Source organism: Petrimonas sp. (assembly GCF_963921705.1).
Classification (GTDB): Bacteria; Bacteroidota; Bacteroidia; order Bacteroidales; family Dysgonomonadaceae; genus Petrimonas; species Petrimonas sulfuriphila.
The window spans coordinates 435,375-452,478 of record NZ_OY997410.1; the positions used below are offsets into that span (position 1 = coordinate 435,375).

At 43.2% G+C, this 17,104-nt stretch carries 13 protein-coding genes and 1 other RNA gene; 6 read left to right on the top strand and 8 right to left on the bottom strand.

The features are described from left to right. Positions 1–21: 21 nt before the first annotated feature. The 5 genes from AACM02_RS01840 to AACM02_RS01860 form a co-directional block, all read right to left on the bottom strand. The gene (locus tag AACM02_RS01840; protein WP_214063156.1) at positions 22–1,236 is read right to left on the bottom strand and encodes an aminotransferase class V-fold PLP-dependent enzyme; all 1,215 of its coding nucleotides are present in this window, start codon (positions 1,234–1,236) and stop codon (positions 22–24) included. Next, on the bottom strand, positions 1,233–2,573 hold the full coding sequence (gene sufD, locus AACM02_RS01845; RefSeq protein ID WP_332455783.1) for a Fe-S cluster assembly protein SufD: 1,341 nt from the start codon (positions 2,571–2,573) through the stop codon (positions 1,233–1,235). Before sufD ends, AACM02_RS01840 begins: the two co-directional genes overlap by 4 nt. A 12-nt stretch (positions 2,574–2,585) precedes the next feature. After that, a complete protein-coding gene (gene sufC, locus AACM02_RS01850) occupies positions 2,586–3,338 on the bottom strand; it encodes a Fe-S cluster assembly ATPase SufC (RefSeq protein ID WP_332455782.1) in 753 nt (250 codons plus the stop codon). 88 nt (positions 3,339–3,426) lie between these two features. Then, complete coding sequence (locus AACM02_RS01855) at positions 3,427–4,221, bottom strand: ABC transporter ATP-binding protein (protein ID WP_214062803.1); 795 nt, start codon at positions 4,219–4,221, stop codon at positions 3,427–3,429. A gap of 19 nt (positions 4,222–4,240) precedes the next feature. Continuing rightward, positions 4,241–4,984: an ABC transporter permease gene (locus AACM02_RS01860; RefSeq protein WP_214062812.1), complete on the bottom strand. Its 744-nt coding sequence runs from the start codon at positions 4,982–4,984 to the stop codon at positions 4,241–4,243. A 178-nt stretch (positions 4,985–5,162) separates the two neighbouring features. On the opposite strand from AACM02_RS01860, the gene AACM02_RS01865 reads away from it, so the two are divergent. Beyond that, positions 5,163–5,876, top strand: coding sequence for a M48 family metallopeptidase (locus AACM02_RS01865; protein WP_339115893.1), 714 nt, complete (start codon positions 5,163–5,165; stop codon positions 5,874–5,876). 1 nt (position 5,877) lies between these two features. On the opposite strand, the gene AACM02_RS01870 is transcribed toward AACM02_RS01865, so the two are convergent. The 3 genes from AACM02_RS01870 to AACM02_RS01880 form a co-directional block, all read right to left on the bottom strand. Beyond that, positions 5,878–7,425, bottom strand: coding sequence for a YihY/virulence factor BrkB family protein (locus tag AACM02_RS01870; RefSeq protein ID WP_339115894.1), 1,548 nt, complete (start codon positions 7,423–7,425; stop codon positions 5,878–5,880). A 12-nt stretch (positions 7,426–7,437) separates the two neighbouring features. Continuing rightward, positions 7,438–7,819: RNase P RNA component class A (rnpB, locus tag AACM02_RS01875), an RNA gene on the bottom strand. A gap of 215 nt (positions 7,820–8,034) precedes the next feature. After that, complete coding sequence (locus AACM02_RS01880) at positions 8,035–8,892, bottom strand: LytTR family DNA-binding domain-containing protein (protein ID WP_332455780.1); 858 nt, start codon at positions 8,890–8,892, stop codon at positions 8,035–8,037. Between the two features lie 198 nt (positions 8,893–9,090). Here AACM02_RS01880 and AACM02_RS01885 point away from each other — a divergent pair, with 198 nt between their 5' ends. From AACM02_RS01885 to AACM02_RS01905, 5 genes are all read left to right on the top strand, one after another. After that, a complete protein-coding gene (locus tag AACM02_RS01885) occupies positions 9,091–10,194 on the top strand; it encodes a DUF6051 family protein (RefSeq protein WP_332455779.1) in 1,104 nt (367 codons plus the stop codon). A 170-nt stretch (positions 10,195–10,364) separates the two neighbouring features. Further along, the gene (locus tag AACM02_RS01890) at positions 10,365–11,756 is read left to right on the top strand and encodes an alpha-L-fucosidase (RefSeq protein WP_339115895.1); all 1,392 of its coding nucleotides are present in this window, start codon (positions 10,365–10,367) and stop codon (positions 11,754–11,756) included. A 91-nt stretch (positions 11,757–11,847) separates the two neighbouring features. Further along, positions 11,848–12,411, top strand: a complete 564-nt coding sequence (locus AACM02_RS01895; RefSeq protein WP_339115896.1) for an RNA polymerase sigma-70 factor — start codon at positions 11,848–11,850, stop codon at positions 12,409–12,411. A 64-nt stretch (positions 12,412–12,475) separates the two neighbouring features. After that, the gene (locus AACM02_RS01900; RefSeq protein WP_339115897.1) at positions 12,476–13,450 is read left to right on the top strand and encodes a FecR domain-containing protein; all 975 of its coding nucleotides are present in this window, start codon (positions 12,476–12,478) and stop codon (positions 13,448–13,450) included. A gap of 143 nt (positions 13,451–13,593) precedes the next feature. Next, positions 13,594–17,094 (top strand): TonB-dependent receptor, encoded by a 3,501-nt coding sequence (locus AACM02_RS01905; RefSeq protein WP_339115898.1) that lies wholly within the window; start codon positions 13,594–13,596, stop codon positions 17,092–17,094. The last annotated feature ends 10 nt before the right edge of the window (positions 17,095–17,104 follow it).

Sequence of the window (17,104 nt, forward strand, 5' to 3'; positions counted from 1 at the left end):
CGTAGGTATTCTCCCAAACGGTCAAAACATCTTAACTATCCGTCGGATTCCGTTCACCAGGACATCCACCTCTTCCCTGGTGTTGTACACCGCAAACGATGCCCGGACAGTTCCCTCTACACCCAACCGGCGCATCAGCGGCTCAGCGCAATGGTGGCCAGTACGGACAGCAATCCCCATCGTGTCAAGCAATACACCCATATCGTAATGATGAACTCCGTCCACAAGGAAAGAGATTACACTGCATTTGTTTTTTGAGGTTCCGTATATTTTGAGTTTATCGATAGACAACAACTGCTCTGTGGCATACGCAAGCACTCCCTGTTCATGCTTCGCGATATTTTCTATGCCGATACGTGATATATATTTCAGTGCTGTGGCCAGCGCTGTGGACCCCACATAGTCGGGGGTGCCTGCTTCGAACTTGAACGGCAACCCGGCGAAAGTGGTTTTTTCGAACGATACTGTCGCAATCATCTCACCGCCGCCCTGGTAGGGAGGAAGTTTATCGAGCCACTTTTCTTTCCCGTACAGCACTCCCATACCGGTTGGCCCATAGATTTTGTGTGACGAAAACACGAGAAAATCGCAATCCATCCGTTGAACATCAACCGGTATGTGTTGAACCGATTGCGCGGCATCAACCAAAACAGGGATATCGTACCGGTGTGCCGTTTCAATAATTTTCTCTATCGGAGTGATCGTACCGAGAACGTTGGAGACATGAGTGACGGCAATCAGCTTTGTGCGGGAAGAGATTAATTTTTCCAGCTCTTCCAAAAGAATTTCTCCCTCATCCGAGATAGGCAATATCCGCAGTTTAATTCCGGAGATTGCCTCCTGCAGCTGCCAAGGAACAATGTTGGAATGATGTTCCATAGCGGAAATTATGACCTCGTCACCGGGTTTGCAGAACTCACGGCAGAACGAAGAGGAGATCAGGTTAATGGCTTCCGTGGTACCGCGTGTAAAGACAATCTCGTTTGAAGAAGCGGCACCGATAAACTCCTGCACCGTTCTTCTCGATGCTTCGTGCTCGTCGGTGGCGGCCTGGCTCAAAAAATGCACACCGCGGTGCACGTTGGCATTCACGGAACAATACATCTCCCGGATTTTATCTATCACACAAAGCGGTTTTTGTGTTGTCGCACCATTGTCCAGGTAAACAAGCGGTTTACCGTGTACCTGAAGCGATAGAATGGGAAAGTCAGCGCGTATGTCGTTTACATTAATCATTTACACACGTGGCAATTTCCGCAACGCATCAGTTCGCCCCTGAAGCGCTTGTTGATCAGTTGTACAAGCCTGTCCTGAAGCGAATCGATACGGACTAGGTCTACTACATCTTGCGTAAATGCCACCATCAGGAGCATGCGGGCTTCTTCTTCAGGAATTCCGCGCGCCTGCAGATAAAACAGGGCATCCTGATCGAGCTGTCCGGTAGTTAACCCGTGCGAGCATTTTACATCATCGGCATAAATCTCAAGCTGCGGCTTCGAGAACATCTTGGCTTCATCCGAGGTGACAAGGTTCTTGTTGTTCTGATAGGCCAGTGTTTTTTGCGCACCCTTATCCACCAGTATCCTTCCACAGAAAACCCCCGTTGATCTTTCCTGAAGTGCATATTTAAACAACTCGTTACTGTGGCAGTTGGGAGTAGCGTGCTCTAAAAATGCATAATTATCAACATGCTGCTCCTTGTCGCAAATGGCCAGCCCCCCGATATGGGCCTCAGCGTATTCACCCAGCAGGCGGAAGCGATAGTTATTCCGGGTGAACCCATTATGCAGTGTGATCGTAGAGACCGTTACGTTTGAATTTTCGGCCTGCTCGGCGAAAACATTGTTCAATAATTTGACCTTTACCGAATTCTCTTCCAGTTCGTAAAAATCCACTTGAGCATCTCTGTCGGCGACAATCTCCGCTACCTGTGTCACGATAAACTGAACATCATCGACCGTATGGTCGCAAACAAGCAGTTTAACCTGTGCATTTTTTTCAGCTACAATAAGAATGCGGCGGTTCACGTTCAGGTCAACCCCTCCCCGGAGGATATTGATCAATTGAAGCGGTTTTTCGATGACCACATTCTCGGGGACATAAATCACAAAACCGTCCTGGGCAAACATAGTGTTGTATGCCACTACGCCATTGCCGGAATAATCGCCTATTTTCGCGTAATACCTTTCGAAAATATCGGGATGAGTTTCTGAAAACAGCTGTAAACTACCCACAAAAACTCCTTTCGGCAGGGGTCCCTGATGATGTCCGTTGGTGTAAAACCGGTCGTTTATCAGGAAATATACATTGGTGTTGAGGTTAGGCACGTCACATTTGAATGCTTCGTACGGATCAACAGGAACAGGGACGTTCCGCAGGTTCAACCCTAAATCACAGTCGAACACGCGGGACACATCCGTATGTTTATAATCTTCTGATTTTGAGGTGGGGAATCCCGATCTATTGAACGCTTCAAAAGCAGCGTCGCGATGACGATTGAGTCCGGCAACGGAATTCGCATCGATCTCGTCTCTGTAGTCGTTGAATAAATCGATATATTGTTGTTCAATCATTTTTGTTACGGGTTAGGGGTTCACAAGCCAGTCATATCCTTTTTCTTCAAGTTCGAGAGCCAGATCCGGCCCTCCGGTTTTAATGATTTTTCCGTCGTAAAGCACGTGAACCACATCAGGTTGAATATAATCGAGAAGTCGCTGATAATGGGTAATTACAATGGCAGCTTTTTCGGGACTGTGCAACGCATTTACCCCGGCAGCAACAATCCGTAATGCATCGATATCCAATCCCGAATCGGTTTCGTCAAGTATAGCCAACGTAGGATCGAGCATGGCCATCTGAAAGATCTCGTTCCTCTTCTTCTCCCCTCCCGAGAAACCCTCGTTCACCGAACGGCTTACCAGTTGACTGTCGATACCCAGCAATTCGCGCTTGTCACGCATCAGTTTCAAGAAGTTTGATGCCGATATTTGCTCTTCGCCCCTGTATTTACGTTGTTCATTTAACGCAGCACGCATAAAATTAACCATGCTTACACCCGGAATTTCAATGGGGTACTGAAAGCTGAGGAAAATTCCCTCCTTGGCCCGGTCGGCAGGCTCCATATCGAGCAGTTCCTTTTCTTTGAAAATTACGCTACCGCGTGTCACTTCATATTTTGGATTTCCGGCAAGTACAGAAGCCAACGTACTTTTTCCCGACCCGTTAGGGCCCATAATAGCATGAATCTCGCCTTCGTTTACTTCCAGATGAATACCTTTCAGGATTTCTTTATTCTCTACTACTGCATGTAGATTTTTTATTCTCAATAAATTAGTCATATTACTCGCTACTTATTCTTACTTGTGGTTTCTATTTCTATACACACGTTCTATGTGAATAACAATTTTTTTCATCAATTGTTTTGTTCTAGCCAGCCTCTTGTCCCGAAGCATTGTTTTCTGTGATAATGGTGTCAGCCGCTTTTATCTTTTTAAAAAGTTCAGATGCAAAAACAAATTCGTTCAGCTTTTCATTGTTGGCGTCCATTATTTTGTCTTTCGATCCCTGCCACTCCAGGATTCCCTCGTTCAGGAAGATAATATTATCGCCGATGTTCATTACCGAGTTCATATCGTGTGAGACCACGATAGAAGTAATCCCAAAATCTTCCGTTATATCCGAAATAAGTTCGTCAATAAGCTGTGCTGTTTTCGGGTCGAGTCCGGAGTTTGGTTCGTCGCAAAACAGGTACCTGGGATTCAACGCAATGGCACGGGCAATAGCAGCCCGCTTCATCATACCGCCCGATATCTCCGACGGATAAAGATCTGCCGCATGTGAGAGGTTTACCCTTTCCAGACAGAATTCGGCACGTTTTTTTCTTTCACGAAGGTTCATCCGGGAAAACATGTCCAACGGGAACATCACATTTTCAAGCACAGTCTTGGAGTCGAACAGGGCCGATCCCTGAAACAGCATCCCCATGTCACGGCGCAAACGTTTCATTTCTCTTGCTCGCATCTCGGTAATGTCACGACCGTTATACCTGATCTCACCAGAACTGGGCTGTATCAAGCCGATAAGACATTTCAAAAAAACCGTTTTGCCCGAACCGCTCTTTCCGATGATCATATTCACGGCTCCTTTTTTAAAGGAAGTCGTAATATCGTCGAGAACGAGACGTCCTTCGAATTCTTTGATTAAATTTCTTACCTGAATCATATATCAAGACTTATCTTTTTCAACCCATGACCAATTGCGTGAAAACCAAATCGGCAGCCAGTATCAGGATATTGTTGATCACAACCGAGTCGGTACTTGCTTTTCCCACCTCAAGTGATCCGCCTTTAACGTGATAACCAAAGTATGCGGAAACCGAAGCGATTATAAACCCGTAAATCATCGATTTCAGGATGGAAGTCCAGACAAAACTCTCCCGGAAAAAAAACTGAATCCCGTATATATACGTGGACACCGGGGGAGTACCTGTGAAAAGACAGATGACGTACCCGCCAAACATACCCAGAAACATACTCAATCCCACCAACACAGGCATAAAAAACACAAACGCCGAAACTTTGGGCATAATCAGGTAATTCGCCGAATTCACACCCATAATATCCAATGCATCAATCTGTTCTGTAACACGCATCGTACCAATTTCCGAAGCAATGTTAGAGCCCACCTTTCCCGAAAGGATCAAACACATGATGGTGGAAGAAAATTCCAACAAAATTATTTCGCGCGAAACCACTCCAACCGTGAAGCGGGGCAGTAAAGGAGATGCAACATTTATAGCAATCTGCATAACAATAACCGCTCCTATAAAGAAGGAGATAATTATAACCAGCCAAATGGAGTTGACCCCCAGTTTATATACTTCCTTCGAGAATTCTTTAAAAAATTCTCGAGCTCGGTCGGGCGGAGCTATCACTCTTCTCATCAGCTCGACATACTCGCCGACACTCTCTAAAGAACTTATAATGCTCATTTCATCGGAAATTAAGGAATTGTAAACAAATAAGTATGCAACAGTTCACAAGCCAGAACGAATAGTTTATTTGTTTACAATTCCTAACGTGCACAAAGATAGGCAATGTTTTTTATTTTGATGATTGGCGGGGTAAAACAATTGGGAGAAATAATTGCATTATCTTTGTTAAATGTACGAATACAACGATAAAGAACTGGGAAAGATAATCGTGAAACCCGACACTCGGGCAAAGAGGATTATCGCCCGAAGAAAAGGGGAATATATCCAGTTGACCGTTCCGTTCGGATTTACCCCAAAAAGGTTACCCTCCCTGCTTGACGATATGCGTCATCGGTTAACAAAGCTGTTTACTGCTAGAGATCAACTTATTACGGAAGGCTCCGTATTAGAGACGTTCTCGTTTACCGCGAGGCTGTCGAGGACACACCTGGTAGAAAATGTGAAAATGAGGTTGAAAGATGGCAATTTAACCATTTTTGTCCCCGGGAATTTTGATTTGGAGAACTCCACTTCTCAACATATTGTTAAAGAAATGATCAGGCAGGCTTTGCGGCACGAAGCCAAGAGAATTTTACCGGAAAAAACACGAAAATTTGCACAAGTACTCCACCTGCAGGTAAACGATATAAAAATCAACAAAAGTGTGTCGCGCTGGGGGAGTTGTTCCCGCCGGAAAACCATCAATTTCTCTTATTACACGATGTTGCTATCCGAAAAACAGATTGATTATGTGATTCTTCATGAGCTGGCTCATACGGTCGAACTGAATCACAGTGAAAAATTCTGGAACTTGCTCAATCGTTTTTGCGGTGAGGACGCCAAAACCATCAGCCGGTCGCTCAGAAAGTACCCATCAAAAGCCTATCAACTGTTGAGGCCTTGATTTATAAATCTTTCAGCATTATGTCACTGGGAGATTCATAAACAGACATTCGTGTATGCATCAAGGCATTCCAGTGCCGAGCGAAATCCCCTTCTACATCAATCAGAAAATCTTCTGAGCCCTCCTTGTCTATCTGCTCTATCAGGTCATTAACAGTCAGCAAATTAATATCCAAAGCGGGTTGGTAGGCCATAACGCGGTCATCATCCGGTGTGGGGGTCGGTAAAATCACCTGAAGCTTGTGCAGTTCATCAATAATATCGTTGGTTAACTTAATGGGTATTTTGCACTTCATCGATATCTGGTCGGCGGTAAGTGGGGTTTCACCTTCTGCGAACCGCCTTACAACTACCGATGCAATCATGATGGTAAAGAAATCCCGAAAACGGCGGCTGATGTTTTTAGTTTCCCTATCGAAAGAAAATTTTCGGACATTTTGTGCCGAATACGACAACTCTGCACCTATTAGTACAATAAACCAAGACATCTGTACCCACAAAAGCAACAGCGGTATGGCGGCAAAAGCCCCGTATATGGCATTGTATTTTGCTATCCACAGCTGCCCGTTTAAATAGATCATCTGAAAAAGCTGAATAGCAACACCGCCGACAATCCCTCCGATCAATGCACTTGCCCATTTCACTTTTGTATTGGGCATAAACCTGTACAGAAGTGTCAAGGTGATGATCATTACTAAAAAAGGAAGAAAATTCAACACCTGGGTTACCACAGGGTCAAGGATATAACTGAACTTATCAAACGGGCCCGTAGATGCTTGTATAAGAGCTGTCAAACTGTAATTAAGGACAGCAAAAATAGGCAATAGTAGAATGAGCGCGAAGTAGTCGACCGCCCTCCGTTGGATAGATCGTCCTTTTTTCACTCCCCAAATACGGTTAAAGCTGTTCTCTATATCGGAAAACAGTAAGATGACGGTATATAACAGCAAGATAACCCCGATTCCGGCAAAAACCCCTCCCTTAGCATGCTCCAGGGAGTTGTTAACCAGCTTGATGATTGTCTCAATGGTGAAGGAGGTCGTCTCCGTAATCGAACTGTCGACGTCTAAAGAGTCCGGCTTTTGGACCGTACTCACAATATTTATTTCCTGATTGACACCTATGGATTCCGACACATCGATAAGGGTATCGGTCGCCATTTTTGACTCAGGCAAAGCAGCCGTTATTTCCGTATCGCTATTGTTGAAAAAGTCGAAAATCTGGCTTTCCAGGATTTTCTCGAACCCGAAGCCGCGGGCAATGGCAAACAACACGGCCAACATGGGGACAAGAGAAAGGATTGTACGGTATGTCAACGACCGGGAACTGGCTCCGAGGTTTTGCTCCTGCACACCTCTAACGGTGAGCATGGTGACTTTAAGAACATTGTGCAAAACATTCTTTTTATTGGAGAAATTTTCAGGATTTAGCCGCCAGATTTCGTAAGTAAGAAAGTGAACCCATTCCTTTATTTGGAGCCTGATCCTTTCAAACAACCCAGGCTTGTCTTCCTCCTCCTGTTTCGAAACTCTTTTTTTCCTTTTCAGCATACCTCAAAATAAAAAAGCAGCGGGCCTGTAAGCCGGGTTCTGTATCCCGACAAGTCGGGATGTTTGTCATTTATCTGCGAGACGATGTCTCCATCGCTCTTTAGCGACCTACCCCTCGGCATCGGGCGAGCAACCCTACCTATCCGATATACATGGTCTTGCAACCCATAAGACGTACGGCATGCCGTGTTGCCACGGCACCCGGTAAGCTCTTACCTTACCTTTTCACCCTTGCATCGTAATCTCCCGAGAAAACGAAGCGGTTGTTTTCTGTTACGCTACTCTGCCCTCACGAACAGCTTCCCGTTAGGAAGTATGGTGCTCTACGTTGCCCGGACTTTCCTCCCCGAATCCCGACAAATATCGGGACCGAAGCGACAAACCGGCCTGCTGCGACTGCAAAAGTAATACTAAATTAACGATTTAGCGTAATTATACCTGATTTTTTACAACTCACGAAGCATATTACGAATTGTGTCCATCTACCGGCTACAATTAGCCGTCCAGGTCGCACCGTCCTTTACAACAGGCATCGTAAGGTGGCTTTTTGTACAGGAAAAGGTGATTATCACCGGAAAGGTGATTGTGAATGACACACCAACAAAAGGTTTAGTTAACCGAATACCGTGAAAACTTGTGCATAAACGACTCGTAATACGTTTTTGATACAGGGAGCTCGGGAGTGTTTTCGGCATCCAGTTCAAGCACAATCCCTCCTTTTACTTTTTTCAGTATCTTCACCTTGTCCATGTTCACAATATAAGAACGGTGACAACGTACTAACGGAGTATCTTTTGTCAGATTCTCCTCCATCCATTTTAGCGAATTGCGAAGCAGGAAGCGGGATTGCCTGGATTTGTTCAAATAAAAAATGGTGGCGTAATTATCAGCGGATTCAATATAGAGCAAGTTTTCCAGGGTGATCGAAATCTTCAGGTCACCCTTTTCGTCCGGAAACGCTACCAGGGTTCTTGTATGCGAGTCCGCCGTTTTTTCCTGTTCCATGTTTGCTAAAAGCAAACTTTTTTCCTTCCACGAGAAGTAAAGCCACGAAATAGCATAGGGCAACAACAGCACCAAGGCTGTGTTTACAGCACTTTGACGAAAGATATCCATAAAATCCCTGTCGGCACTCTCCTTGGGCACAAATTTCGAAAAAAGCGAATAAAACACCGCCATGGCCAGTACCTCACACAAGATCCAGAAACCATATTGCCAATAAAGGATATCGTTTTTTTTCGAATAGACCGCAAGAATAACACGGCTGACAACCACCACCAACATTCCGGTAAGAATGATCAGGCTGGAAAAAGTAAAATACTTAAAATCGGAAATAGCGGGATACCATGCCCTTGAGCCGAAAGGTTGGAAGATATTGATGAACAGTAATGCAAAAACCGCTGTGAACACAATCATTTTTACCGTGTTGCCTTTCTCGTATAAGTATGCGGGTATTTTCCCATTCATGTTAATAGCGTCAGTTACCGACCCGATGCAAAAATAGTTTTTTATTAAGGATTAACCAAATGAATTGCACGCTGCCCTAAAAAATTTCACCCCGCTATAGCGATTTCCACCCCACATAGGTGCTCCTGCCACATGCAGGCATCCTTTTTCCCTTTGATTTGCGGATACCTGAAAAAGGATATTTCTTTACAAGAAAAAATGAATTATTGCCAACGATTTACCGAGCTGGGAAATCTTTTTAAACAAGGGGCCGACTGCCGCTTACCCGAAACAAAAACGAGCATCCGTTTTTTTTCGTTCGGAAGCACCTTATGCTCTGGCGAAACATTACCCGCCGACTGCCACATTGAGGAAAATTATTCCTTTGAATATCCCGTATTTACCCCCTGCGGAAAACAAAAACAGGATAAAGCTATCTTGCTTTTGCACGGGTTAAACGAAAGGAACTGGACTAAATACCTCACCTGGGCCGAATACCTGTGCAGCAACACGGGAAAACCCGTCATCCTGTTTCCTATCGCGTTCCACATAAACCGCTCGCCCCTGTCGTGGTCAACTCCGCGTGCCTTGTCTTCCCTGTTGAACTGCAGACGAAATAAATACACAGACGACCGCTCCATAAGTTTTGCCAACGTAGCGTTGAGCGAACGCATCAGCCAGAACCCGGAACGCTTTTATTTATCGGGCAGGCAAACCTGTGCCGACTTGACTTCTTTATACGAAGAAATAAAAACAGGAAAACATCCCCTTTTCACGGAAGGCACGCATATCGACATTTTTGCCTATTCCATAGGAGCATTCCTTTCGCAGGTGGCACTCATGGCAAACCCAAAAGGGCTCTTCGCCGATACGCGCCTGTTTATGTTTTGTGGAGGGAGTATATTCCGTTCCATGCATGGCGTTTCCCGAAGCATTATGGATAGAGCCGCCTTTGAAAAGCTGTATAACTACTACGTTTATACTTTCGGCATGGAACCAATTGCTAAATGGTTTCGGGACAAAGCTTTCGACGCATTTTTCCAGATGATTTTACCCGAGAGGTTTCAAACACAGCGCGAAAGCTTTTTTGAACGGATCGGGGAAAAAATCAGAGGCATTGTTCTTGCGCAAGATGTGGTAATTCCATACCATGGAGTACAAGAAGCGCTGGGGATAAAGAATACGGAAGTAAGAATTGAATTACTGGATTTTCCATATCCTTATTCCCACGAAAATCCTTTTCCCGTGAACCTCAAAGATGTTTCATCCGTTGACCGTTCTTTTATGAATGTCTTTTCCCAGGCAGCCGGTTTTTTAGAATAGGCTTTTTAACTTTTTTTTTCTTTACAAGCTGATTTTAATGTTTTATTTGTATATTTGGGCTCGAAAGTTTGAGGAATGAGTAATTCCCGGAATTGCTCCAGTCTTCGGAATCTCCATCAAAATCGGTTGGGAGATTATTATATTTAGTAAAATTTCAAATAGAACTAATTATGTCGGTAAAATTGAAGAAAAAAGGGATCAGCCTGCTATTCGTATTACTTTCCTTTGCATCACTGTCTGCTCAATACCAACCCCACTGGGATTCGTTGGATAAAAGGGAAGTACCCCAATGGTGGCAGGATGCCAAGTTCGGTATTTTTATTCACTGGGGACTGTATTCCGTTCCCGCCTACGCTCCTGTCAATGAAGTAGATGGTATTTACGAAAAGTATGCCGAACATTATTACAACCGGCTCTTAACCGGCAACAAGTTTTTTCAGGATTTTCACGCAAAACAATACGGTGAACACTTCAAATACGCTGATTTTGCACCCCTCTTTAAAGCCGAATATTTTAATTCCGACGAGTGGGCAGAACTTTTCAGGGAAGCGGGTGCGAAATACGTCGTGCTGACATCCAAGCACCACGATGGTTTTTGTTTATGGCCCAGTACACAATCCCCTCATTGGAATAGCGTGGTGATGGGGCCGCATACCGATTTAATCGGTAAGTTATCCACCTCAGTCCGCAATACCGGTCTCCGTTTCGGGTTGTATTATTCCCTGTTGGAATGGGCTCATCCGTTGTACTCCCAGCCCACCATTGAAAAATGGGTGGACAGGCACATGATTCCGCAGATGAAGGAGCTGGTCAACAATTACAAGCCCGAAATCATTTTCTCCGATGGAGAATGGGATTACGACAGCAAAACCTTGAAAAGCGAAGAGTTCCTAGCCTGGTTGTACAACGAATCTCCCGTAAAAAACTCGGTAGTAGTAAACGACAGGTGGGGAAAGGAGACCAGAAGCAAGCACGGGGGCTACTATACCACGGAATACGATCTGGTGCACAGTCAGCAGGGTATTGGAGACAACGCGGATCACCCGTGGGAAGAAAGCCGCGGTATAGGAACATCCTACGGATACAACCGTTTCGAAACAACGGAACATTACCTTTCTTCAAAACAGCTGATCGATATCCTTATCGATAAAGTGGCGAATGGCGGTAATTTCCTACTGAACATAGGCCCCGATGCAACCGGCATGATCCCTGTCGTTATGCAGGAAAGGTTATTGGATATAGGGAAATGGCTGAAAGTGAACGGAGATGCCATCTATTTTTCGCAGCCGTGGAAAAGTCCCAACAGGCCAAAAAACGAAAACCTGCTCTTCACCCGGAAAGGAGGGAATTTGTATATCCTTTTAAAGAAGTGGCCAAAGACACCTGTCATCCTTACCGGCCTGAAAGGTGCGGGAAAAGTTGAATTATTGGGATACAAGGGAACTTTGAATACAAAACAACAACAGGGAAAACTGACGATCACCTTCCCCCCCTCCTTAACTGTTGATGAACTACCTTCCCAACATGCGTGGGTAATTAAAGTTTCAGATTTCAGGGAGTAGTGTTTCTATTTTGGGAAGGTTTTCACTTCCTTTATGTTGTTTTTTTGGTTTTTTGAGTTTGTAATTTCATTTTGAGCTTTAGCAGACAAGAATGAGCAATACCATTAAAAACAGGATTGAATTCGAGAATATCTATGTTGCCCACTACTCGAGGATGAAACGTTTTGCACAGGAATACGTTATTCGCGAAGAGGATGCAGAGAATATTGTGCAGGATGTCTTTCTCGATTTGTGGGAGCAGAACTTTCTTTTGCTGACGCACACCAATCTTTTCGCTTATCTGTTTACGACGCTAAAGAACAGGTGTATCGATTTTTTAAGGCACAAGACAATTGTGCAGAATACAGCACAAAAATTACAGGACGACTATACAAAAGCCCTGCAGATTAAGTTTCAATCCCTGGAAGCTTTCGATGAGCAGCTTTTTTCTGAACCCGATATTGAAACCATCATTCAAAACGCTATAGAAAGCCTGCCTGAAAAGTGCCGGGAAATTTTTGTTTTAAATAAAATTGAGGGAAAAAAACAAAAAACCATCGCACAGGAACTGAATATCTCTATCAATACCGTGGAAAGCCAAATGGCAATAGCCTACAAAAAACTAAAAGAGATACTAAAAGATCACATTCCTTTACTTATCTTTTTACTTGTTTAATCTTTTTTGTTTTTTCTTAGTGGTTTTTTCACGTTCGATCGTTAATGAATAAAGCAGATAAAGAATGGAGGAAAAACTCTTTAAATATTTCTCGGGAGAACTGGGACAATCCGACACCGCCGAATTGTTCAATGAGTTAGAAAAGAATGAACTCTTGCGGGAGGAGTTTGTACGTATGCAAAACACATATGCGCTTACGCACTTATCCAAATTTTCAACCAATGAATCGGAAGGCAGGAGGAGCTATCAACAATTCCTACAGCAATTAAAGACAAAAAAGCGACAAAAAGTTGTTCGACTGGCCGTGCAATATGCAGCAGCAGCGCTGATACTCATTGCCTCCACTTTTTTCGCCACCCGATATCTTCTCACAGATAACGGTAGCGACAGGGAGATAAACACGTTGGTTGTCCCTGCCGGACAACGGGCACACCTGACGCTTCAAGACGGCACTTCAGTGTGGCTGAACGCACAATCCACACTCACTTATCCGGCCCGTTTTTCCGGGAGATCGAGGCGGGTGACTGTCTCCGGAGAAGCATATTTCGATGTGGCAGAGAATTCAAGGAAACCCTTTATAGTCTCTACGCAGAGCATGGAAATGAAAGTGCTCGGGACCCAATTCAATGTATACAGCTATCCCGGAGCCGGCTATATCAAAACCGACCTCATAGAAGGTTCGCTGATGGTTTACAGCAAAGAGTCACCAAATACAAGCGTTACACTAAAACCCGACGAACAGATTGTTGTAAAAAACGGAAAAATGTCTCTCCGGAAAATTCAGAACTCCGATTATTTCCTCTGGAAAGACGGGATTTATACCTTTGAAAATGAACGGCTGTTGGACATTATCGAAAAACTTCAACTTTACTACGATGTAAAGATCGTGGTAAAAGACCCCGAAATATTCAACGTGCATTACACCGGAAAATTTCGCCAACGCGATGGTATCGACGAGATCTTAAGGATAATTCAGAAAATACAGAGGTTCAATGTTCAAAAAGATACAGAAAACAACGTTATCACAATTACAAAATAAATTTATTAATTCCTTAAAAACAAATGTGCCTATGAGAAAAAACGTAAGATAGAAAAAGCGATAAGTGCGCCAACACCTATCGCTTATAATAAAGCAAACACTCAACAACAAGTCTAAGTTATTCACTTTAAACACACAAATATATGAAAATAAACACTTCATCCGATCACTTTTTAATAAAAAAAAGTGACTTTAAAGATTTATTTAACATCATGAAAATCTGCTTATTTCTATTGTTTGCCTTCACTCTTCAACTGATGGCAACAAATACAAACGCACAGGATGCAATAATTGAACTGAAATCTAACTCTGTAACCGTTAGTCAGCTGATCAGTGAAATTGAAAAACAGACGGACTATCTGGTCGTTTACAGCAACCGCGAAGTAAACACCTCGCGCACAGTAAGCTTGAAAAACAAATCGGACAAAGTATCCGAATACCTGAACCAAACCTTCAGCGGCACAGATATCGGTTACGATTTTGAGAAAAACTATATTGTTCTCTCGAAAAAGGCTGAAGAAACCGCTAGTATTCTTACAAATTTAACTCAAACTGTTCAACAGCAAGGAAAAACCGTGAGGGGTACCGTTACCGATTCAAACGGTGAGCCCGTTATTGGAGCGACAATTGTTGTTCAAGGAGATGCGACAAAAGGTACAGTAACCGATATAGATGGTAATTTCATTTTATCTAATTTGCCGGAAAACGCTGTATTGCAAATCACTTATGTGGGAATGAAACCTCAGGAAATAAGTACGGCAGGAAGAAGCACAATCGATGTCATAATGGAAGCTGATATGGAATTACTGGATGAATTAGTGGTTGTGGGATATGGAACACAGAAAAAAGTCGACTTAACAGGGGCAGTTTCAAGTGTCCGCACCAAGGATTTACCACCTGCTGCAAATACTTCCATTTCTCAAATGTTAGCAGGCCGTGCTGCAGGTTTGACAAGCATGCAGGTGAGTGCACAGCCTGGTGGCAGTGTAAGCATGCAGATCCGAGGCGAAGCTTCAGGGCGATCCCCATTGATAGTAATTGATGGCATTGCGCAAACAGGGTTTTCACAAGTCGGCTCCGCTTACATTGGGTCAATAGGAAATATTGAAACCAGCTTGAATGCCATCAATCCCAACGATATAGAATCGGTAGAAGTACTAAAAGACGCTTCTGCAACAGCTATTTATGGCGCAAGAGCCGCAGGTGGTGTAATTATAATTACTACCAAGCGTGGAAAAGAAGGCAAGGCTGTTGTGAGCTATAAAGGAAGCATATCCACGCAAAACTACTATGGTTTACCTAAAATGATGAATATTACTGAATTCATGACAGAAGCCAATGAAGCTCTTAAAGAAACATGGATGCGGGAGAATCTTGTTTATCCTTACGGTGCCAAAACATTGGATCAAGCCATTGCCGAATCTCAAGCTGCAGGAAAGGCTCTCTGGGAGCCACAATATACTGATAGCGATATAGCAAATCCTGTGACAGGAACCGATTGGTACGACATTATTACAAGAAATGGATTAATTAACGAGCAAAATATATCAGTAATTGGTGGAACTGATAAGACAAGATATATGTCATCAATAGGCTATTACAACCAAAAAGGCATTATCAAAAATAGTGATATGAATAGATTCACCCTCCGATTTAATTTGGATCAAAAGTTTTCAAAGTACGTGAGTGGTGGATTATCAGCAAATGTAAGTCATATAAACACAGGCAATGTTCCTTTAGGAACAGGCGCAAACGAAAATTCCGGAATCATTAGAGCTGCCATGGAATTCAATCCTACCATTAAAGTAAAAGATGAAAATGGGAATTATAATACAGACCCGTTGCGTGCGACTTCTGTAAATCCGGCTTCTATGCTTGAAATCACAGATAAATCGAGAACAGAAAGGCTGTTGATGTCGTCATATATTCAAATAGACCCATTTAAAGGATTCAATGTACGTGCATTGTTAGGTGTTGACAGGAACCAAGGAAAAAGGAACTATTATCTGCCAAGATCAGTGATTTTCGGTCAAAGGGAAGGAGGTTATGCCTCAATTGCCAATAACGAGAAGACGGATTATTCCTTCAATACCATTGCCAATTGGATGAAAGAATGGAATGATCATAGTCTTGCTGTTTTGGGTGGCTTTGAATATCAAAAGTTTACATGGAACGGTATGGATGCTTATAATTCTGAATTTCCTTACGACGGCATTTTGTGGCACAATTTAAATGCAGGGAAACGAGCAAAGCCTGGAGTTGGCTCTTATGGAGGTTCGTCCGAAATGGCGTCTTATATCTCTCGCATAAATTATTCATATAAAAATAAGTATCTTTTAACGTTGAACGGACGAGCAGATGGATCATCAAATTTCGCCGAGAATAATCGTTGGGGATTCTTTTCTGGCATAGCGGTAGCTTGGAAAATCCATGAAGAGAACTTTATGGTAAATACGCGTGATTGGCTTTCTGAACTTAAGTTGCGCGTAGGCTACGGGAGAACAGGAAATGATAACATAACAGGAATCAACACCTATTATACGTCAGGTTGGAATTACATATTAGGGAACAAGTACCAAACTGGCATTGGACTTGCTTCAATAGGAAATCCCGATCTAACATGGGAGAAGCAAACTGACTTCAACGTTGGACTTGATTTCGGCTTCTTGCAGCAACAAATAACCGGAAGCATCGAATATTTTGATAGGACAGTCTATGATATTCTCGGAACAAAAAGTTTAATGTCGTATCAAGAAGTAAATACTATTGCTGCCAATCTGGATGCAGAAAAGCAAAGCAAAGGTATTGAATTTAGCTTACGCAGCAACAATTTAAATCATAGAGATATGACATGGACAACTGATTTAATTGTTACTTACTACCGTGACCGATGGAAAAAGCGCGATGCAAGTTGGAAACCGGATATATACAACAGCTACAACGCTCAGTTCCGTGAATTGTGGTATTACAAATCGGATGGATTGGTTAGTGTTGACGATACAGAATATATCAAACAATTCGGAGCGATTCCAGGTACAGTAAAAATATTGGATGTCAACGGATATAAAGTTGACAGTGATGGTAACAGAGAGCTCGATGAGGACGGAAAACCTCAATATTCAGGTTCTCCAGATGGTAAAATCGATAATGCCGATTTGGTTAAAGTCGGAGTAAATACACCCGTTAGTGTAGGTCTGAATAACAGTTTGACATATAAAGGTTTTGACTTGAATATTTATACCTATGGGATGTTTAATCGCTGGAAAATAAACGATACAAGAGCATATTTTTTGTCAGAATCCTTCAGAGTCAGAGAAGGCAAAAAAATGTATTCTGAAGTAAATGACAGATGGTCGTACAAAAATATGAATTCCAATGTTCCATCCATTTTCCAGGCCAATTCAAAATATGGTACCGGTGACTTCTTCCTCGAAAATGCGTGGTTTATTCGTGGTCGCATTACGTTGGGCTATTCACTTCCACAGGCTGTGATTGGGAAAATCGCTTCTAGTGTCCGATTTTTTGTTGACGCTCAAAATCCGTTCATTATCACCCCTTATTCCGGTACTGATCCAGAGACAGACTCTATGGCTGCCTATCCGAATCAACGGACATTCACGTTAGGTGTTGATATTAAGTTCTAACTCAAAAAAT